The organism is Streptomyces sp. NPDC107500, assembly GCF_055582785.1.
The window spans coordinates 77668-96567 of the sequence record NZ_JBVJPF010000002.1 but is presented as its reverse complement, the minus strand read 5'-3'; the positions used below and the strand labels follow the sequence as shown (position 1 = coordinate 96567).

The following is an 18900-nucleotide window of genomic DNA, read 5'->3' as shown; positions in this document are numbered from 1 at the left end:
CAGATGGCCATGCCGCTGCGCCAGTCCGTCAAGGTCGCTACATACCTGGCCGAACAGAAGATCCGCCGGCGGGACAAGTTCCCGCTCATCGTGGAACTGGAGCCGCTCTTCGCCTGCAACCTGAAGTGCGAGGGGTGCGGAAAGATCCAGCACCCCGCCGGGGTGCTCAAGCAGCGCATGCCGGTCGCACAGGCCGTCGGGGCGGTGCTCGAATCCGGAGCGCCGATGGTCTCCATCGCCGGCGGCGAACCCCTGATGCACCCGCAGATCGACGAGATCGTCCGGCAGTTGGTGGCCAAGCGGAAGTACGTCTTCCTCTGCACCAACGCGCTGCTCATGCGCAAGAAGATGGACAAGTTCAAGCCCTCTCCCTACTTCGCCTTCGCGGTCCACATCGACGGCCTGCGCGAGCGGCACGACGAGTCCGTGGCGAAGGAGGGCGTGTTCGACGAGGCCGTGGAGGCCATCAAGGAGGCCAAGCGGCGCGGCTTCCGGGTCACCACCAACTCGACCTTCTTCAACACCGACACCCCGCAGACCATCGTCGAGGTGCTCAACTACCTCAACGACGACCTCAAGGTCGACGAGATGATGATCTCGCCCGCCTACGCCTACGAGAAGGCACCCGACCAGGAGCACTTCCTGGGCGTGGAGCAGACCCGCGAGCTGTTCAAGAAGGCCTTCTCGGGCGGCAACCGGGCCCGCTGGCGGCTCAACCACTCGCCGCTGTTCCTCGACTTCCTGGAGGGCAAGGTCGACTTCCCCTGCACCGCCTGGGCGATCCCGAACTACTCCCTCTTCGGCTGGCAGCGCCCCTGCTACCTGATGAGCGACGGATACGTGCCCACGTACCGGGAGCTGATCGAGGAGACGGACTGGGACAAGTACGGCCGCGGCAAGGACCCGCGCTGCGCCAACTGCATGGCGCACTGCGGCTACGAGCCGACCGCCGTCCTGGCCACCATGGGGTCCCTCAAGGAGTCCCTGCGCGCCATGCGCGAGACCGTCTCCTCGAACCGGGAGTGACGTCGTGACCGCCATCTCCCTCGGGGTCCCCGAGGTACCGGTCCGGCCGCTCGCCGAGCGGCGCGAGTCGCGGCGGATCCAGGTCGGACCGGTGGCCGTCGGGGGCGGCGCCCCGGTGTCGGTGCAGTCGATGACGACGACGCGTACGTCGGACATCGGCGCGACGCTCCAGCAGATCGCCGAGCTGACCGCGTCGGGCTGCCAGATCGTGCGGGTGGCCTGCCCGACCCAGGACGACGCGGACGCGCTCCCGGTGATCGCGCGGAAGTCGCAGATCCCGGTGATCGCCGACATCCACTTCCAGCCCAAGTACGTGTTCGCCGCGATCGAGGCGGGCTGTGCGGCGGTCCGGGTGAACCCGGGCAACATCAAGCAGTTCGACGACAAGGTCAAGGAGATCGCCAAGGCTGCTCGCGATCACGGCACCCCGATCCGCATCGGTGTGAACGCGGGCTCCCTGGACCGCCGGCTGCTCCAGAAGTACGGCAAGGCGACCCCCGAGGCACTGGCCGAGTCGGCGCTGTGGGAGGCGTCGCTCTTCGAGGAGCACGACTTCCGCGACATCAAGATCTCCGTCAAGCACAACGACCCGGTCGTGATGGTCGAGGCCTACCGCCAGCTCGCCGCGCAGTGCGACTACCCGCTGCACCTCGGCGTGACGGAGGCCGGCCCCGCCTTCCAGGGCACCATCAAGTCGGCGGTCGCCTTCGGCGCGCTGCTCTCGCAGGGCATCGGCGACACCATCCGCGTCTCCCTATCCGCCCCGCCGGTCGAGGAGATCAAGGTCGGCATCCAGATCCTCCAGTCGCTGGGGCTGCGGGAACGCCGGCTGGAGATCGTCTCCTGCCCGTCCTGCGGCCGCGCCCAGGTCGACGTCTACAAGCTCGCCGAGGAGGTCACCGCCGGTCTCGACGGCATGGAGGTGCCGCTGCGCGTCGCCGTCATGGGCTGTGTCGTCAACGGCCCCGGCGAGGCCCGCGAGGCCGACCTCGGCGTCGCCTCCGGCAACGGCAAGGGCCAGATCTTCGTCAAGGGCGAGGTCATCAAGACCGTCCCCGAGTCGAAGATCGTGGAGACCCTCATCGAGGAGGCCATGAAGATCGCCGAGCAGATGGAGAAGGACGGCGCGTCGGGGGAGCCGGCCGTCACCGTGAGCTGAAGAAGCACGGACCGAAGGGGGCCCGAGCGTGACGATTCTGGAGAACATCCGGGGACCACGCGACCTGAAGGCGCTGTCCGAGGCGGAACTCGGTGAACTGTCCGACGAGATACGTGACTTCCTGGTGCACGCGGTCGCCCGCACCGGCGGTCACCTCGGACCCAACCTGGGCGTGGTGGAACTCACCGTCGCCCTGCACCGGGTCTTCGAGTCGCCGGCCGACCGCATCCTGTGGGACACCGGCCACCAGAGCTATGTGCACAAACTCCTGACCGGGCGTCAGGACTTCTCGAAGCTGCGCGGCAAGGGCGGCCTGTCCGGCTACCCGTCCCGCGAGGAGTCCGAGCACGACGTCATCGAGAACAGCCACGCCTCCACCGTGCTCGGCTGGGCCGACGGCCTCGCCAAGGCCCGCGACGTGCGCGGAGAGCGCGGCCACGTCGTCGCCGTCATCGGCGACGGCGCGCTCACCGGCGGCATGGCCTGGGAGGCGCTGAACAACATCGCGGCCGCCGGCCACCGGCCGCTCATCGTCGTGGTCAACGACAACGAACGCTCGTACGCCCCGACCATCGGCGGCCTCGCCAACCACCTCGCGACCCTGCGCACCACCGACGGCTACGAGCGGATGCTGGCCTGGGGCAAGGGCGTGCTCCACCGCACCCCGGTGGTCGGCCACACCGTCTACGAGGCCCTGCACGGCGCCAAGAAGGGGTTCAAGGACGCCTTCGCCCCGCAGGGACTCTTCGAGGACCTGGGGCTGAAGTACCTCGGCCCGATCGACGGACACGACGTCGAGGCCGTCGAGTCGGCGCTGCGGCGCGCGAAACGCTTCCACGGACCGGTGCTGGTGCACTGCCTCACGGAGAAGGGCCGGGGCTACGAACCCGCCCTCCGCGACGAGGAGGACCACTTCCACACCGTCGGCGCGATGGACCCGCTCACCTGCGCACCGCTCGGCCCCGCGGGCGGGCCGTCCTGGACCTCCGTGTTCGGCGAGGAGATGCTGCGGATCGGAGCGGAGCGCGACGACGTCGTGGCCATCACCGCGGCCATGCTGCACCCCGTCGGCCTGGCACCCTTCGCCGAACGGTTCCCCGACCGGGTCTGGGACGTCGGCATCGCCGAACAGCACGCCGCCGTCTCCGCCGCCGGCCTCGCCACCGGAGGACTCCACCCCGTCGTCGCCGTCTACGCCACCTTCCTCAACCGCGCCTTCGACCAACTGCTGATGGACGTGGCGCTGCACCGCTGCGGGGTCACCTTCGTCCTGGACCGGGCCGGCGTCACCGGCACCGACGGGCCCTCGCACAACGGCATGTGGGACATGTCCGTCCTCCAGGTCGTCCCCGGGCTGCGCATCGCCGCCCCGCGCGACGCCGGCCAGTTGCGCGCCCAGCTGCGCGAGGCGGTCGCCGTCGACGACGCGCCGACCCTGGTGCGCTTCCCGAAGGAGTCCGTCGGCCCCGACGTACCCGCCGTGGGCCGGGTCGGCGGCATGGACGTCCTGCACGCCGCGGACCGGCCCGAGGTGCTGCTGGTGGCCGTCGGCGTGATGGCGCCCGTCTGCCTCGGGGCGGCGGAGTTGCTGGAGGCGCGCGGCATCGGATGCACCGTCGTCGACCCGCGCTGGGTCAAACCCGTCGACCCGGAGCTGGCCCCGCTGGCCGTCCGGCACCGTCTGGTCGCCGTCGTCGAGGACAACAGCCGGGCGGCCGGGGTCGGTTCGGCGGTGGCGCTGGCCCTCGGCGACGCCGAGGCCGACGTGCCCGTGCGCCGCTTCGGCATCCCCGACCAGTTCCTCGCCCACGCCAAACGAGCCGAGGTACTCGCGGACATCGGCCTCACCCCGGTCGACATCGCCGGCCGGATCAGCGCGAGCCTGGCCGTCGGGCGGCGAGCGGTGGACACCCCCGGGGACGGACGGAACGTCATGCCTGCGCAAGGAGAGAACTGAATGACCAAGGAGTTCGACCTCGCCGCGCTCTTGGCCGAGCGCGGGGCCGAGCGGTACGAGCTGCACGCCAGGCACCTCAACCACCAGCTGCCGCGCATGCTGCACACCATCGGCTTCGACAAGGTCTACGAGCGGGCCGAGGGCGCGCACTTCTGGGACGCCGACGGCAACGACTACCTGGACATGCTCGCCGGGTTCGCGGTGATGGGCCTGGGCCGCCACCACCCGGTCGTCCGCAAGGCGCTGCACGACGTCCTGGACGCCTCGCTCGCCGACCTGACCCGCTTCGACTGTCCGCCGCTGCCCGGACTCCTGGCCGAGCGGCTGCTCTCGTACAGCCCGCACCTGGACCGGGTCTTCTTCGGCAACAGCGGGACCGAGGCGGTGGAGACCGCGCTGAAGTTCGCCCGGTACGCGACCGGCAGACCGAGGATCCTGTACTGCACCCACGCCTTCCACGGACTGACCACCGGCTCGCTCTCCGTCAACGGCGAGGACGGCTTCCGCAAGGGCTTCGCGCCGCTGCTGCCCGACACCGCGGTCCCGCTCGGCGACCTGGACGCGCTGGCGCGCGAGCTGCGGCGGGGAGACGTGGCCGCGCTCATCGTGGAGCCGATCCAGGGCAAGGGCGTGCACGAGGCCCCGCCCGGCTACCTGCGGGCCGCGCAGGACCTGCTGCACCGGCACAAGGCACTGCTGATCGCCGACGAGGTGCAGACGGGCCTGGGCAGGACCGGGAAGTTCTACGCCTTCCAGCACGAGGACGGCGTCGAGCCCGACCTGGTCTGCGTGGCCAAGGCGCTGTCCGGCGGCTACGTGCCGGTGGGCGCCACCCTGGGCAAGGACTGGATCTTCCAGAAGGTGTACTCCTCGATGGACCGCGTGCAGGTCCACTCGGCGAGCTTCGGCTCCAACGCCCAGGCCATGGCGGCCGGACTCGCCGTGCTCTCGGTGATGGAGAACGAGGAGATCGTGGCGAACGCCGCCGCGGTGGGGGAGCGGCTGAAGTCCCGGCTGGCGGCGCTGGTGGACCGCTACGAGCTGCTCGCCGACGTCCGGGGCCGCGGGCTGATGATCGGCATCGAGTTCGGCCGGCCGCGGTCCCTGAAGCTGCGCAGCCGCTGGACCATGCTCCAGGCCGCCCGGAAGGGCCTCTTCGCGCAGATGGTGGTGGTGCCGCTGCTGCAACGGCACCGGATCCTCACCCAGGTCTCCGGCGACCACCTGGAGGTGATCAAACTGATCCCGCCCCTGATCATCGACACCGCGGACGTGGACCGGTTCGTCGACGCCTTCACCGAGGTGATGGACGACGCGCACAATGGCGGCGGTCTGATGTGGGACTTCGGCAAGACGCTGGTCAAGCAGGCGGTGGCGCACCGCTGAGTCCGTCGGTGGCCGCCCGGCGCCGGAGCAGCCCTGAGGCTTTGCCTCAGAGGCCGCTCCGAAGCTTTGCCTCAGAGGCAAGAAATTTGCCCGAAGGGCAAGATTCGGGCTGAATGGAGCCATGAGCATGAGCTCCTCCGAGACCGGACCGGCCGACGGCGCGGTCGCCGCCGTCGCGCCCCAGCTGCGTGAGCTGCGGCGGCGGGCCGCCCTGACCCTGGAGGCGGCGGCCCGCGCGGCCGGGCTGTCGCCCGCCCACCTCTCCCGCCTGGAGACCGGGCAGCGCCAGCCCTCGCTGCCGATGCTGCTCGCCCTCGCCCGCGTCTACGGTACGACCGTCGCCGGGCTGCTGGGGGAGGCGCCCGCGGACCCGGACGCGGTGATCCGCGCCGCCGAGATGGAGCCCACGGCCGCGGGCGGCTGGACGTACCGGCGGGCGGGAGCGCCGGGCCGGGGCATGCAGGCCCTGCGCGTCGAGGTGCCGTACGGCTCCCAGGGCGACATCGTGCGGGTGCACCCCGGCGAGGAGTGGCTGCACGTGCTCAGGGGCCGCCTGCGGCTGCGCCTCGGGGACACCGAGCACCGGCTCGGGGTGGGGGACGGCGCCCACTTCGACTCGCTGACCCCGCACCGCATCGCCGCACAGGACCCCGAAGGGGTCGAGCTGCTCTTCGTCCACACCCTGCTGCAGAGCCCGACGGCCGCGCTGTGCCTCGGCCCGACGACCCCCGGGGAGATGCCGTGAGTTCCATGGAGGAGAAGTTCCCGCGTGCCCTGTGGGTCCGGCTGCTCATCTACATCGCCCTGGGCCACGTCTTCGGCGGCTTCCTCTACCTGCTCTTCGAGGTGGGCGCGAGCCGCTAGCGGTCGTGCGGGTCGGTGCGGTACCGGATCAGTCCAGCATCCGCTCGCGCAGCCGCTCCCGGGTCGCCGGGGTCAGGTGCAGGCCCTGCTCCAGGTAGGCGTCGACGCCGCCCCAGGTCTCCTCGACGGTGTCCAGGGCGGCCGCCAGATACTCGGCGCGGGCGTCGAACAGGGGGCTGAGCAGCTCCATGACCTCGGGGGAGTAGGCCGAGGCGGCGGAGCTGCCGCGGCGCACCTTGTAGCGGCGGTGCGTGGCGTTCGACTTGAGGTAGTCGTCGAGGACGGCATCGCGCTCGACGCCGAGCGCGAGCAGCGTGACCGCGATCGACAGGCCCGCGCGGTCCTTGCCGGCCGCGCAGTGCATCAGGGCGGGGACGCTGTCCTCGGCGAGCGCGTGCAGCACCCGGGAGTGCTCCGCCGTGCGCTCCGTGATGATCGTCCGGTAGGACGCGATCATGCGCTGGGCGCCCTTGCCGTCGGCCAGGATCGCGTGCAGCTGGTCGAGGTCGCCGTCGCGGACCATCTTCCAGAACTCGGCGCCGTCGGCCGGGTCGCTCAGCGGCAGGTTCACATTGCGCACGCCCGGCAGCTCGACGTCGGGGCCTTCCAGCTTCTGGTCCGCCGCGTTGCGGAAGTCGAAGATGGTGTGCAGGCCGAGGGTGGCCAGGAAGGCGGCGTCCTCCCCGGTGGCGTGCGCCAGGTGCCCGCTGCGGAACAGCACGCCCTGCCGCACCCGTCGCCCGTCCGCGGCCGGCAGTCCGCCGACGTCCCGGAAGTTGCGCACACCGGTCAGCTCGGGTTCGGTCGACGGGACCTGCTGCGTCACGGGGACTCCTCCCACTCCGCCCCGCCGACGCTGCTCGGCGGCGGGCTCGCCTCGACGATACGGCATCCCCTGTATGCGCCAAGGACTTGTCCACAGGGCGTTAAGGGTTACCTCGGGCTTTCTGTCCGAATTGACGCCTTGATTCCAACTGGCGCTGAAATGCGAATAGGTGGAGAAGTGGCGCGTGAGCAGCGTCATATCCGTAACCGTGCGTCGTCCGTCATGTCCACGTAATCAAGCCGGTTTGCAAGGACGTTCACTCGGAATGCCATTCCCCGAATCGACGGAGTGTGACCGGATATTCCCGTAAAGGATCAATCGGAACACCTTCCGGTGGAACTCTTCGCTTGTCCGGGTGCGTCTTGGTCGCTTACGTTCACCACCGATCCGGACGGACGCCTAATCCTGCCGCCGACCGGAGCCCACTCTCATCCACCACCCGTACCCGGCAGGAGCGGGGGACCCACAGGTACGAATGCCTGTTCCGGTTCCCGGAACGGCTTGGGGTGAAGCCGCGTTTCGGCGCGGCCGGGCATCTCCAGCCCGAACCCGACAGCTCACCTCGCAGGCGCCGGAGAGGAATTCGCCATGCCCGCGAAGGGTAAGCACCGCCGTACCAGGGCCATGCGCCTGACCCGCGCCATCGCCGTCGCCGGAACCGGTGGCGCCGCGCTCGCGCTCCCGCTGATCGGGGCCGCCGGCGCCAACGCCGCCCCCGCGCACTCCGTTTCCGAGCAGTCCGTGCAGTCCGTCGCGGCGACGGCGAAGAAGGCCGCCGCGAGTGGCGCCGAGAAGAACTCGGACGCGCGGACCTACACCGTCAAGAGCGGCGACTACCTTTCCCGGATCGCCGACGACCAGAACGTCGACGGCGGCTGGAAGAAGCTGTACGAGGACAACCGCGAGGCCATCGGTTCGGACCCGTCGCTGATCCACCCCGGCCTGAAGCTCTCGGTCGGCGCCAAGGCCGCCCAGTCGGAGAAGCCGGCCGCGGAGAAGCCCGCCGCGGAGAAGCCCGCCGAGGCGGAGAAGCCCGCCGCCAAGCCGGCCGAGAAGTCCACGGACGCCGAGAAGGCCTCCACCTCGGACGCCGGCACCAGCAGCGGCTACACCTCCCCCGTCGCGGGCGCCACCGTCGGTACCCCGTACCACCAGTCCGGCAGCATGTGGTCCAGCGGCTACCACACCGGCACCGACTTCGTCGTCCCGACCGGCACCCCGCTCAAGGCCGTCGGCGCGGGCACCGTCGTCTCCGCCGGCCCCGGCGGCGCGTACGGCAACCAGGTCGTCATCCAGCTCGCCGACGGCCACTACGCCCAGTACGCCCACCTCTCCTCCCTCTCCGTCTCCGCCGGCCAGTCGGTGACGGCGGGTCAGCAGGTCGGCCTCTCGGGTGCCACCGGCAACGTGACCGGTCCGCACCTGCACTTCGAGATCCGCACCACGCCGGACTACGGGTCGGACATCGACCCGGTCGCGTTCCTGCGCTCGCACGGCGTCTCTCTCTGACGCACGGCAAGGGCGCAGTCCCCATGCCACCGAAGGCCGGACCCCGATCCCCGGGTCCGGCCTTCGGTGTATTCCGCAATTGACCAAGCCTTTAGGAGTGGCCTTTCTCACCGACCGTCAACCCCTTCCTACGGTCGCGTAGGTCACATTCCAAGGTGAATCATGGCTCGATGTGGCAGACGATTCGAAGAATGACAGCAGAGCAGTGATCGGGTCGTACGTGGCGCTGGGGGACAGCTTCACCGAGGGCGTCGGCGACCGCGGCCCCGACGGGGCGTTCGTCGGCTGGGCCGACCGATTCGCCGTACTGCTCGCGGACCGGCGCCCCGAGGGCGACTTCACCTACGCGAACCTCGCCGTGCGCGGCAGGCTGCTCGACCAGATCGCGGCCGAACAGGTCCCCCGGGTCGCCGGACTCGCACCGGACCTCGTCTCGTTCGCGGCCGGCGGCAACGACATCCTCCGGCCCGGCACCGACCCCGACGAAGTGGCCGAGCGGTTCGAGCGGGCGGTGGCCGCGCTGGCCGAAGCGGCCGGCACCGTCCTCGTGACGACCGGTTTCGACACCCGCGGCGTGCCCGTGCTCAAGCACCTGCGCGGCAAGATCGCCACGTACAACGGGCACGTCCGCGCCATCGCCGACCGGTACGGCTGCCCGGTGCTCGACCTCTGGTCGCTCCGCAGCGTCCAGGACCGCAGGGCGTGGGACGCCGACCGCCTGCACCTGTCCCCGGAGGGTCACACACGGGTGGCGCTGCGCGCCGGACAGGCCCTCGGCCTGCCCGTGCCCGCCGACCCGGACCAGCCCTGGCCGCCGCTGCCCCACCGCGGCGCGCTGGACGTCCGCCGGGACGACGTGCACTGGGCGCGCGAGTACCTGGTGCCGTGGATCGGACGCCGGCTGCGCGGCCAGTCCTCGGGCGACCATGTGACCGCCAAGGGGGCGCTGTCGCCGGACGACATCAAGACGCGGATCGCCTCGGTGGCGTGACCGCGCGGGGCGGGCGGGCCGGTGGCGGAGGCCGGTTGTGGGCGGGGTACGGCGAGGCCGGCGGCGGGTCAGCGGCGGGGGGCACCCAACGCCTCCCGCGGCAGGCCCAGTTCGCGGGCGAGCGCCTCGTCCGTCCACTCCCGCGCCCGGGCCCGCGAGACCGTGCCCGCGTACGACGTCAGTTGCACGGCCAGCCCGTCGAGGAGCGCGGTCAGCCGCAGGGCCGCGCCCTCGGGGTCCGGGCAGGGGAACTCCCCGGCGGCCACCCCCTCGGCGATGACCTCGGCGATCGCGGCCTTCCACCGGCGGTCCAGATCCCGCGTGACGTCCCGCAGCGCGGGCTCGCGCAGCGCCGCCGCCCAGCCCTCGATCCACAGCCGCCAGCCCTTGGCCTGCCCCGTCGGGGCGTACCACCGCACGGCGGCCCGCAGGCGGCGCAGCGCCGACGTACGGCGGCCGAGCAGTCCGTGCAGATGAGCCAGATCGTCCTCGGCGGCACGGGCGAAGGCGGCGGCGACCAGCTTCTCCTTCGTGGAGAAGTGGTAGAGCACCAACGCGTTGCTCACCCCGAGCGCCGACGCCACGTCGGCGATCCGCAGCGCCGCGACACCCCGCGCCGATATCTGCTCGACGGCCGCGCGCAGCAGCTCCTCGCGCCGCTCGGCCACACTCAACCGGACTCGCACCACGCCCCGTCCCCCCAAGCTCCGGACACGATCAGTCGGTGTCACACGAGACGACCATAATGAGAGCCTGACCTACTCCACCTGGAGGTTACCGTGGCCGGATTCCGTTCCCCGAGCTCCGGGCTCCGTTCGCCCAGGCCCGCGGCCTTCGGCGCGGACCCGACCGGTGAGCGCATGGCGCGCATCCGCAGATCGCCGCACTTCCGTGACGGCGTCTTCCAGAACCCCGGCGGCACCGCCCGGACCCGGCCCTCCGGATCGGCCCGTGAGTTCGCCAAGATCTACTTCGACCGGGAGTCCCGGCTCCGCCGCGCCCCCAGGGGCCCGATCCCGGTGCACGCCACGACCCTCGCCGACCTCGCCCGGCAGCCCGCCACCGGACTCCGGCTCACCTGGATGGGGCACTCCAGCGTGCTCGCCGAGATCGACGGGCGGCGGGTGCTCTTCGACCCCGTGTGGGGCGAGCGCTGCTCCCCGTTCCCCTTCGCCGGGCCCAAGCGGCTGCACCCCGTCCCGGTCCCCCTGGCCGCCCTCGGCCCGGTCGACGTCGTCGTGATCTCCCACGACCACTACGACCACCTGGACATGCCCACGATCAAGGCGCTGGCCGGCACGGACACCCTGTTCGCCGTGCCGCTCGGGGTCGGCGCCCACCTCGAACACTGGGGGGTGCCCGCCGACCGGCTGCGGGAGCTGGACTGGCACGAGTCGACGCGCGTCGCCGGCCTCACCCTGACCGCGACGCCGGCCCGCCACTTCTGCGGGCGGGGGCTGCGCAACACCCAGCACACCCTCTGGGCGTCGTGGGTCGTCGCGGGGGAGGAGCACCGCGTCTACCACAGCGGTGACACGGGTTACTTCGACGGCTTCCGGGACATCGGCGCCGCGCACGGGCCCTTCGACGCCACGATGATCCAGCTCGGCGCGTACTCCCGGTTCTGGCCGGACATCCACATGACGCCCGCCGAGGGGCTGCGGGCCCATCTCGACCTCCAGGGAGGCGCTCCGGCCGGGGTGCTGCTGCCGATCCACTGGGGCACCTTCAACCTGGCGCCGCATGCGTGGGCGGAGCCGGGGGAGTGGACGAAGGACGCGGCCGGGGAGGCCGGGCAGGCGGTGGCGTTCCCGCGGCCGGGGGAGCCCTTCGAGCCGGCGGGGGAGGTGCCGGTGGAGGCGTGGTGGCGGGCGGTGTCGGAGCCGGTCGCGCACGCGTGGCGGCGTCCGCGCAGTGCCGATGATGTGACCGGGACGGGCGTGGGCGATCTCGACCTCGCCGGTGAGCGGTGACATCCTCCGGCGCCGCGTCCCGGCCGACGTGACGTCGCGGAGGGGCATCGTCACGCCTCGCAGCCGGAGCAGGCGAGCCGGTGGCGGAGGGGGGACGATGGAGTGGCGGGGCCACTGACGCCGGCGCGCCGTCCGCTCCGGCAGCCGCCACCCGACCGTCCGGTCACTGGCCGGGAGGAGCTCTGGGCATGGGTACGACCGAACCCGAACCGTTCCGGGAGGACCCCGGGACGCCGGGTGTGGTGGCGTCGAGGCCGGGGGGTCTGCTGGACGTGCTCAACGTCGCCGCGATCCTGCTCAACGCCGAAGGCAGGGTCGATCTGTGGAGCCCGCAGGCCGAGATCCTCTTCGGCTACAGCGCCGAGGAGGCCCTGGGGCGGTACGCGGCCGACCTGCTGATCGACAAGGAGCAGCTGGACGCCGTCCTGGCGCTGTTCGCCCAGGTCATGGAGGACGGCGAGAGCTGGGCAGGGGTCTTTCCCGTCCGGCACAAGGACGGCAGCGTGCGCCCGGTGGAGTTCCGCAACATGCGGTTGCAGGACGACCAGCGCGACTACTGGGCCCTGGGGCTGGCCGCGGACCAGGCGACGGTGCGGCAGATGGAGCGGGACCTGTCGCTGTCCGCGCAGCTGGTGTCCCAGTCGCCGATCGGGCTGGGCATGCTGGACACCGATCTGCGGTACATCTCCGTGAATCCGGCGGAGGAGCGGATGAACGGTGTGCCGGCCGCCGAACACCTCGGACGCCACGTCCACGAGGTGCTGCCCTTCCTCGACGAGTCCTTCGAGGCGGCCATGCGTGACGTCCTGGCCACCGGGACGCCTGTCCTGGACCAGTACACCGTGGGCCGCACCGCGGCCGACCCGGACAACGACCACGCCTGGTCCGTCTCCTTCTACCGGCTCGAGTCCCCCAACGGGAAAGTGCTGGGCGTGGCCACCTCCAGCGTCGACGTCACCGACCGGTACCGCGCCGTGGAGGAGCAGCGCCGCACCGCCCTCACGCTCCAGCGCGGCCTCCTGCCCCACCCTCCTCCACAACGGCCGGGCCTCGACGTCGCCTACCGCTACCGCCCCGCCCAGGACACCATCGAGATCGGCGGCGACTGGTTCGACGTCATCCCCCTGAGCAGCGACAAGACCGCCCTCGTCGTCGGCGACGTCATGGGCAGCGGTGTCGGGGCCGCGGCATCGATGGGGCAGTTGCGCACCGCCACCAGAACGCTGGCCGATCTCGATCTGCCCCCCGCCCAGGTCCTGAACCACCTCGACCACATCACGGACGGTCTCGGCACCCTCGCGACCTGCGTCTACGCCGTCTTCGACCCCCGCACCGCGCAGTGCCACATCTCCCTGGCCGGCCACCTGCCACCGGTCCACTGCCACGCGGACGGCGTCCACGAACTGCTCGACCTGCCCAGCGGCGCCCCGCTGGGCGGCTGCGGCATCCCCTTCTCCTCCACCTCGATCGGCTTCCGGCCCGGCGACCAGCTCGTCCTCTACACCGACGGCCTCGTCGAGACCCGCGACCAGCCCATCGACGCCCGGCTGGAAGCCCTCCTCGGCGTCCTCGCCGTCCTCCCAGGCCACTCGCTGGACGCCACCTGCGACCTCCTCCTGAACAGCCTGCGCCACGGCGGAGACCACGACGACGTGGCCCTGCTCATCGCCCAGGCCGCGCGGCCCGGGACCGGAACGACGGGGTGATGCGCGCGGCCCCATGGCGGTGGTGGGCAGCAGCGCGTTGAACACCGCGCCGCCCCTGACGCTCGCGCCGAGTCGGGGATGCGGAAGCTCGGCTACCGACAGTGACTGTTTCTGATCGAGTCCGACCGGTCCGCGACCCTTCCGGAACGGGTGCTTCACCGGCTTATCGGGCTGTCGTACGAGGCCTCATACCAGAGCAGGACGTTGCCCGGGGGACTTTGGCAACTGCCCACCGCACATGAGGGGCAGGCGACTACTGTCAGTGTCCGTCGGGCGACGTAGAGCCGGATCCCCCGGTCCGTTCAGTCGACGCAGCGACGACGCCTGCCCGCGTGGCATCTCCGTCACCACGCGCGAGCACCCAGACCGACGGACCAGTACGAGGACCCCGATGTCTCACCTCCGCGCCCCGGCCGCGCGAGCAGACCGCCGCGAGGGCGGGCGGCACGGCCGGCCGGCCCCCCGCACCGCCCCCGCGCTGCCCGAGACCCACATACGGCCCCAACTCCTGCGTCTCGCCGTGCTGCCGCCGGTCGCGGTCGCCCTCAGCGGCTGCGCGGTCGTCCTGTTCACCGTCCGCTCCACCGGCATCCGGCCCGGCCCCGTCCTGTGGGCCGTCCTCGCCGGCGCCGTCTCGGTGACCGCCGCGGCCGTCGCCATCGCCGCCGTCGCCGCCGACCGCGCCGCCCGCTCCGTGCACGAACGCGTCGGCGCGCTGCGCCGCGGCACCGCACGCCAGGAGGGCGACCTGCGTGCCGTGGTCGAGGCGCTGCGCCGCGGCGAGCCGCCGCCCCGGCGCAAACCGCGCGGCGGGCCGCCCGCCGACGCCGACGACTTCGAACTGCTCGCCGCCGACCTCTCCCGCGCCCACGACGGCGCCGTCACCGCCGTCGTCCGGGCCGCCCAGCTCTCCAGCCAGGCGGGCAGCGAACAGAAGCTGGAGGTCTTCGTCAACCTCGCCCGGCGCCTCCAGTCACTGGTGCACCGCGAGATCTCCATCCTGGACGAGCTGGAGAACGAGATCGAGGACCCCGACCTCCTCAAGGGCCTCTTCCACGTCGACCACCTCGCCACCCGCATCCGCCGCCACGCGGAGAACCTCGCCGTGCTCGGCGGCGCCGTCTCCCGCCGGCAGTGGAGCAACCCGGTGGACATGACCGAGGTGCTCCGCTCGGCCATCGCCGAGGTCGAGCAGTACTCCCGGGTCCGCCTGGTGCCGCCGATCGACGGGACCCTGCGCGGCCACGCCGTCGCCGACGTCATCCACCTGCTGGCCGAACTCGTCGAGAACGCCACCCTGTTCTCCGCCCCGCAGACCCAGGTGCTGATGCGGGCCAGCCTCGTCACCTCGGGCCTCGCCGTCGAGGTCGAGGACCGCGGACTCGGAATGCCCGCCGCCGAGCAGGCCCGGATGAACGCCCTGCTCGCCGACCCCGACCAGGTCAACGTCGCCCACCTGCTGGCGGACGGCCGCATCGGCCTGTTCGTCGTCTCCCAGCTCGCCAAGCGGCACGGCATCACCGTCCGGCTGCAAACCAACATCTACGGCGGTGTCCAGGCCGTACTGGTCGTCCCGCAGGCCCTGCTGGGCACGGAACCCGGCCGGCTCCCCGACGGCACCGCCCGGCCGGCGGAGGCGGCCGCCGCCGAACCGGTCCCCGTACCGCCGCCCCGGCAGCAGCCACCGCCCATGGCACCGACGGTCCCGGCGGCCCCCGCCGCCCCCGCCGCGGGACCAACGACCGTAGTACCGGACGCCGTCGCACCCTCCGCGACCGTGCCCGCGGTGCCCCGCCCCGCCCGGGGCCGCACCGCCGCCGAAGGCGGACCCCTGCCGCTGCCCGTGCGCGGTACGCGGCAGAACCGGCCCACCCCGGCCGCCGCCGTCCCCGGCGTACGCCCCGAAGAGCGCGGTGTCATCGCCGAACACGCGGCCACCCCGCCCGTCCCGCGCCACAGCGCGGTGCGCGGCACCATGGGCAAACCCCAACTGCCCCGCCGCCGCGCCCAGGAGCACCTCGCACCCCAACTGCGCGGCGGCCCGGCACCGCGCCAGGAACCCGAGCAGTACACGGGTCACGACCCCGGCCTGATGGCGGCCTTCCAGCGGGGCATCGGCCTCGCCGAGGCCCAGCAGCACCGGGAGCCGGCCTCCCTGGAGCCGGTCCGCGTTGACACGGCGCCCGCCCCCACCGCGCCACCCCACCCGGCCGCACCACACCTGGAGCCGACCCCCCGGGACCAGTCCGGATGAACGCCCCCACAGATCTTCGTACCCCAAGGAGTCGATCCACCATGGCGAGCGATGCGCCGACCGGCCAAGTGTCCGACCTCGACTGGCTGATGAGCGGTCTCGTGCAGCGCGTTCCGCACACGAGCAGCGCGGTGCTCCTGTCCTGCGACGGCCTGGTGAAGTCCGTCCACGGTCTCGACGCCGACAGCGCCGACCACATGGCGGCCCTGGCCTCCGGCCTGTACTCCCTCGGCCGCAGCGCCGGCGTCCGCTTCGGCGACGGCGGGGACGTGCGGCAGGTCGTCGTCGAACTCGACTCGACGCTGCTCTTCGTCACCACCGCCGGATCCGGCACCTGCCTCGCCGTCCTGGCCGGCCGGGAGGCCGACGCCGCCGTGCTCGGCTACGAGATGGCCATGCTGGTCAAGAGCGTCCGCCCCTACCTGGCCACCGCGCCCCGGCAGCACGCCGTCGAACCACCGGCGATGAGGCCTTGAGGGTGGCCGCGGCCGGCGACGGGCCCTGGCTCGACGACGCCGCCGGACGGCTGGTGCGCCCCTTCACCGTCAGCAACGGCCGTACCCGGCCCACCGTCGCGCTCGACCTGATGTCCCAGGTCATGGCCACGGGGACGACCCCCCTCGGCTACCTCGGACCCGAACACACGCAGGTACTCGACCTGTGCCGGGCGCCGCTCCCCGTCGCCGAACTCGCCGCGCACCTGCGGCTTCCGGTGGCGGTCACCAAGGTGCTGCTCTCGGACCTCGTCGACTGCGGCGCGCTGACCACCAAACCCCCCGCCGCGTTCCACCACAACCCCACGGACCGGGCCCTTCTGGAGGCAGTGCTCGATGGACTACGACGACAGCTCTGACCACGTCCACGGCGAAGGCGCCGACCCGTTCCCCACCGCCCTGAAGATCCTCGTGGCGGGCGGATTCGGCGTCGGCAAGACGACCTTCGTCGGCGCCGTCAGCGAGATCGCGCCGCTGAGCACGGAGGAACTGCTCACCACGGTCAGCGCCGCGACCGACAACCTCGACGGAATCGAGAACAAACTCGAAACGACCGTGGCCATGGACTTCGGCCGCATCACCCTCGACCCCGCGCACGTCCTGTACCTGTTCGGCACGCCCGGCCAGGAACGCTTCTGGTTCATGTGGGACGAGCTGTGCGAGGGCGCGCTCGGGGCCGTGATCATCGCCGACACCCGCCGGCTGGAGGAGTCCTTCGCCGCCGTCGACTTCTTCGAGGAACGCGGCCTCGGGTTCGTCGTCGCGATCAACGAGTTCGACGGCTCCCACCGCTACGACCCCGAGGAGGTGCGCGCCGCCATGGACCTGCACCCCGAGATCCCCATCGTCCGCTGCGACGCCCGGATCTCCAGCTCCGGTGTGCAGACCCTGCTCACCCTCGTACGCCATCTGATCGCCCATACGCCGGCCCCCACCACGGGGTACGGCGCCGGAGCCCGCCCATGACCTACGACCCGCCGCGCCCGGCCGGACGCCTGCTGCTCACCCCCGAGGACCGGGAGGCCCCCGTCCGGGTACGACGGCTGCGCCTGCTCGGTCTGGTGGAACGCCCCGACCCCGCACTCGACACCTTCGCCGCGCACCTCGCCGGCCTCGCCGAGGCCCCGTACGGGATGGTCAACTTCCTGGTCGAGGACGGGCAGTTCTTCGCGGGCCTGCGGGTGCCCGACATCCCGCCGGTGACCCGGGGGGACGGGACCAGCCCGGAGTTCGGCCGCGTCCAGCCCCGCGACCACGGCTTCTGCCCGCACGTGGTGGTCCGGCGCAAGGCCCTGGTCCTGGAGGACGTACGCGACTACCCGCGCTTCGCCGGCAACCCGGTCGTCGACGAGTTCGGCATCCGCTCCTACCTCGGCGCCCCGCTCATCGACAGCACGGGCACCGTCCTGGGCACGGTCTCCGCCGCCGACGTGCGTCCCCGGACCTGGGGCACGGCGGGCCTGGCGACGATCAAGTCGACGGCCGCCGACCTCGTACGCCGCATCGAGCGCAGCGCCCAGGACGGGCTCCCGCTGTGAGACCGGAGGACGGCGGGCGGGCGGCGTGAAGGAAAGCTGCGGCCGGGCTTAAGAAAGGCTCGATGGACCCGGGGCGGTGCCGTACGGCAGATTGCAGTGCGATCCCCCTCCCCTCCCCGGACGCGGGCCGCTTCGGCGTGCGCGGTCCCGGGGTCTCACCCGTCAGGAGCCGTAGCGTTGAAGGCGCTGGTCAAGGAGAAGGCGGAGCCCGGTCTGTGGCTCGCGGACGTGCCCGAGCCCGTCGTGGGACCCGGTGACGTCCTCATCAAGGTGCTGCGCACCGGCATCTGCGGCACCGACCTGCACATCCGGGCCTGGGACGGCTGGGCGCGGCAGGCCATCCGCACCCCGCTCGTCGTCGGGCACGAGTTCGTCGGCGAGGTCGTCGAGACCGGCCGGGACGTCACCGAGATCAAGGCCGGCGACCGGGTCAGCGGCGAGGGGCACCTGGTGTGCGGCAAGTGCCGCAACTGCCTGGCCGGCCGGCGCCACCTGTGCCGCGCCACCGTCGGGCTCGGCGTCGGCCGCGACGGGGCGTTCGCCGAGTACGTCGCCCTGCCCGCCGGCAACGTCTGGGTGCACCGCGTCCCCGTCGACCTCGACGTCGCCGCGATCTTCGACCCGTTCGGCAACGCCGTGCACACCGCGCTGTCCTTCCCGCTGGTCGGCGAGGACGTGCTGATCACCGGCGCCGGACCGATCGGCCTCATGGCCGCCGCCGTCGCCCGGCACGCCGGGGCACGCAACGTCGTGATCACCGATGTCAGCCAGGAACGCCTGGACCTCGCGCTCAAGGTCGGGGTGAGCCTCGCCCTGGACGTCTCGCAGGCCACCATCGCCGACGGGCAGCGCGAACTCGGCCTGCGCGAGGGCTTCGACATCGGCCTGGAGATGTCCGGCCGCCCCGAGGCCATGCGCGACATGATCGCCAACATGACGCACGGCGGCCGGATCGCCATGCTCGGCCTGCCCGCCGAGGAGTTCCCCGTCGACTGGGCGCGGATCGTCACCTCGATGATCACCGTCAAGGGCATCTACGGCCGCGAGATGTTCGAGACCTGGTACGCCATGTCGGTGCTGCTCGAAGGCGGCCTCGACCTCGCCCCCGTGATCACCGGCCGCTACTCCCACCGCGACTTCGAGGCCGCGTTCGCCGACGCCGCGAGCGGCCGGGGCGGCAAGGTCATCCTCGACTGGACCGCGTAAGTCACCCGCTT

The 18900-nt window shown here is 72.0% G+C and carries 18 protein-coding genes and 1 riboswitch; of the genes, 16 read left to right on the top strand and 2 right to left on the bottom strand.

Translation table 11 applies throughout. From position 1 onward, the window contains the following. Positions 1 to 3 precede the first annotated feature (3 nt). The 6 genes from hpnH (at position 4) to ACZ67M_RS06570 (ending at position 6392) form a co-directional block, all read left to right on the top strand. Positions 4 to 1026 carry an adenosyl-hopene transferase HpnH gene (gene hpnH / locus ACZ67M_RS06595; RefSeq protein ID WP_122620675.1) on the top strand — a complete coding sequence of 341 codons (1023 nt, stop codon included), beginning with the start codon at positions 4 to 6 and terminating at the stop codon, positions 1024 to 1026. A gap of 4 nt (positions 1027 to 1030) precedes the next feature. Continuing rightward, positions 1031 to 2185: a flavodoxin-dependent (E)-4-hydroxy-3-methylbut-2-enyl-diphosphate synthase gene (ispG, locus tag ACZ67M_RS06590; RefSeq protein WP_469849820.1), complete on the top strand. Its 1155-nt coding sequence runs from the start codon at positions 1031 to 1033 to the stop codon at positions 2183 to 2185. A 28-nt stretch (positions 2186 to 2213) separates the two neighbouring features. After that, entirely contained in the window at positions 2214 to 4142 is a 1929-nt protein-coding gene (dxs, locus tag ACZ67M_RS06585) for a 1-deoxy-D-xylulose-5-phosphate synthase (RefSeq protein WP_361367684.1), read from the top strand. Beyond that, positions 4143 to 5528: an aspartate aminotransferase family protein gene (locus ACZ67M_RS06580; RefSeq protein ID WP_361367687.1), complete on the top strand. Its 1386-nt coding sequence runs from the start codon at positions 4143 to 4145 to the stop codon at positions 5526 to 5528. Positions 5529 to 5655: 127 nt separating this feature from the next. Beyond that, positions 5656 to 6273: a helix-turn-helix domain-containing protein gene (locus tag ACZ67M_RS06575; RefSeq protein WP_382804011.1), complete on the top strand. Its 618-nt coding sequence runs from the start codon at positions 5656 to 5658 to the stop codon at positions 6271 to 6273. Further along, on the top strand, positions 6270 to 6392 hold the full coding sequence (locus tag ACZ67M_RS06570; protein ID WP_355831438.1) for a DUF6126 family protein: 123 nt from the start codon (positions 6270 to 6272) through the stop codon (positions 6390 to 6392). The genes ACZ67M_RS06575 and ACZ67M_RS06570 overlap by 4 nt, the downstream gene beginning before the upstream one ends. A gap of 28 nt (positions 6393 to 6420) precedes the next feature. Here the strand turns inward: ACZ67M_RS06570 and ACZ67M_RS06565 are convergent, their stop codons facing one another. Next, positions 6421 to 7218 (bottom strand): tyrosine-protein phosphatase, encoded by a 798-nt coding sequence (locus ACZ67M_RS06565; RefSeq protein ID WP_361367693.1) that lies wholly within the window; start codon positions 7216 to 7218, stop codon positions 6421 to 6423. 426 nt (positions 7219 to 7644) lie between these two features. After that, positions 7645 to 7804: riboswitch (cyclic di-AMP (ydaO/yuaA leader) on the top strand. Positions 7805 to 7806: 2 nt separating this feature from the next. On the opposite strand from ACZ67M_RS06565, the gene ACZ67M_RS06560 reads away from it, so the two are divergent. Then, positions 7807 to 8727 (top strand): M23 family metallopeptidase, encoded by a 921-nt coding sequence (locus tag ACZ67M_RS06560; protein ID WP_392102333.1) that lies wholly within the window; start codon positions 7807 to 7809, stop codon positions 8725 to 8727. A 205-nt stretch (positions 8728 to 8932) separates the two neighbouring features. Beyond that, entirely contained in the window at positions 8933 to 9718 is a 786-nt protein-coding gene (locus ACZ67M_RS06555) for an SGNH/GDSL hydrolase family protein (RefSeq protein WP_361367832.1), read from the top strand. 68 nt (positions 9719 to 9786) lie between these two features. On the opposite strand, the gene ACZ67M_RS06550 is transcribed toward ACZ67M_RS06555, so the two are convergent. Further along, positions 9787 to 10407, bottom strand: coding sequence for a TetR/AcrR family transcriptional regulator (locus tag ACZ67M_RS06550; protein WP_355831432.1), 621 nt, complete (start codon positions 10405 to 10407; stop codon positions 9787 to 9789). Between the two features lie 90 nt (positions 10408 to 10497). On the opposite strand from ACZ67M_RS06550, the gene ACZ67M_RS06545 reads away from it, so the two are divergent. The 8 genes from ACZ67M_RS06545 (at position 10498) to tdh (ending at position 18889) form a co-directional block, all read left to right on the top strand. Next, on the top strand, positions 10498 to 11691 hold the full coding sequence (locus ACZ67M_RS06545) for an MBL fold metallo-hydrolase (RefSeq protein ID WP_469849817.1): 1194 nt from the start codon (positions 10498 to 10500) through the stop codon (positions 11689 to 11691). 188 nt (positions 11692 to 11879) lie between these two features. Next, positions 11880 to 13397 carry a SpoIIE family protein phosphatase gene (locus ACZ67M_RS06540; RefSeq protein ID WP_469849815.1) on the top strand — a complete coding sequence of 506 codons (1518 nt, stop codon included), beginning with the start codon at positions 11880 to 11882 and terminating at the stop codon, positions 13395 to 13397. Between the two features lie 391 nt (positions 13398 to 13788). Continuing rightward, on the top strand, positions 13789 to 15651 hold the full coding sequence (locus ACZ67M_RS06535; RefSeq protein ID WP_469849813.1) for a sensor histidine kinase: 1863 nt from the start codon (positions 13789 to 13791) through the stop codon (positions 15649 to 15651). A 41-nt stretch (positions 15652 to 15692) separates the two neighbouring features. After that, positions 15693 to 16127 (top strand): roadblock/LC7 domain-containing protein, encoded by a 435-nt coding sequence (locus ACZ67M_RS06530; protein ID WP_122616453.1) that lies wholly within the window; start codon positions 15693 to 15695, stop codon positions 16125 to 16127. A gap of 2 nt (positions 16128 to 16129) precedes the next feature. After that, on the top strand, positions 16130 to 16504 hold the full coding sequence (locus ACZ67M_RS06525; protein WP_161332607.1) for a DUF742 domain-containing protein: 375 nt from the start codon (positions 16130 to 16132) through the stop codon (positions 16502 to 16504). Further along, complete coding sequence (locus tag ACZ67M_RS06520; protein WP_161332606.1) at positions 16482 to 17111, top strand: GTP-binding protein; 630 nt, start codon at positions 16482 to 16484, stop codon at positions 17109 to 17111. The genes ACZ67M_RS06525 and ACZ67M_RS06520 overlap by 23 nt, the downstream gene beginning before the upstream one ends. After that, positions 17108 to 17683 carry a GAF domain-containing protein gene (locus ACZ67M_RS06515; RefSeq protein WP_361367711.1) on the top strand — a complete coding sequence of 192 codons (576 nt, stop codon included), beginning with the start codon at positions 17108 to 17110 and terminating at the stop codon, positions 17681 to 17683. The genes ACZ67M_RS06520 and ACZ67M_RS06515 overlap by 4 nt, the downstream gene beginning before the upstream one ends. 177 nt (positions 17684 to 17860) lie before the next feature. Beyond that, positions 17861 to 18889 carry an L-threonine 3-dehydrogenase gene (gene tdh / locus ACZ67M_RS06510; RefSeq protein WP_392017777.1) on the top strand — a complete coding sequence of 343 codons (1029 nt, stop codon included), beginning with the start codon at positions 17861 to 17863 and terminating at the stop codon, positions 18887 to 18889. Positions 18890 to 18900 lie beyond the last annotated feature (11 nt).

Bases quoted from the DNA above. Each gene is read 5' to 3' on its own strand.
- hpnH (WP_122620675.1), top strand. From the start codon at position 4: ATGGCCATGCCGCTGCGCCAGTCCGTCAAGGTCGCTACATACCTGGCC.
- ACZ67M_RS06580 (WP_361367687.1), top strand. From the start codon at position 4,143: ATGACCAAGGAGTTCGACCTCGCCGCGCTCTTGGCCGAGCGCGGGGCC.
- ACZ67M_RS06530 (WP_122616453.1), top strand. From the start codon at position 15,693: ATGGCGAGCGATGCGCCGACCGGCCAAGTGTCCGACCTCGACTGGCTG.
- ACZ67M_RS06520 (WP_161332606.1), top strand. From the start codon at position 16,482: ATGGACTACGACGACAGCTCTGACCACGTCCACGGCGAAGGCGCCGAC.
- ACZ67M_RS06535 (WP_469849813.1), top strand. From the start codon at position 13,789: ATGTCTCACCTCCGCGCCCCGGCCGCGCGAGCAGACCGCCGCGAGGGC.
- ACZ67M_RS06540 (WP_469849815.1), top strand. From the start codon at position 11,880: ATGGGTACGACCGAACCCGAACCGTTCCGGGAGGACCCCGGGACGCCG.
- ACZ67M_RS06575 (WP_382804011.1), top strand. From the start codon at position 5,656: ATGAGCTCCTCCGAGACCGGACCGGCCGACGGCGCGGTCGCCGCCGTC.
- ACZ67M_RS06560 (WP_392102333.1), top strand. From the start codon at position 7,807: ATGCCCGCGAAGGGTAAGCACCGCCGTACCAGGGCCATGCGCCTGACC.
- ACZ67M_RS06515 (WP_361367711.1), top strand. From the start codon at position 17,108: ATGACCTACGACCCGCCGCGCCCGGCCGGACGCCTGCTGCTCACCCCC.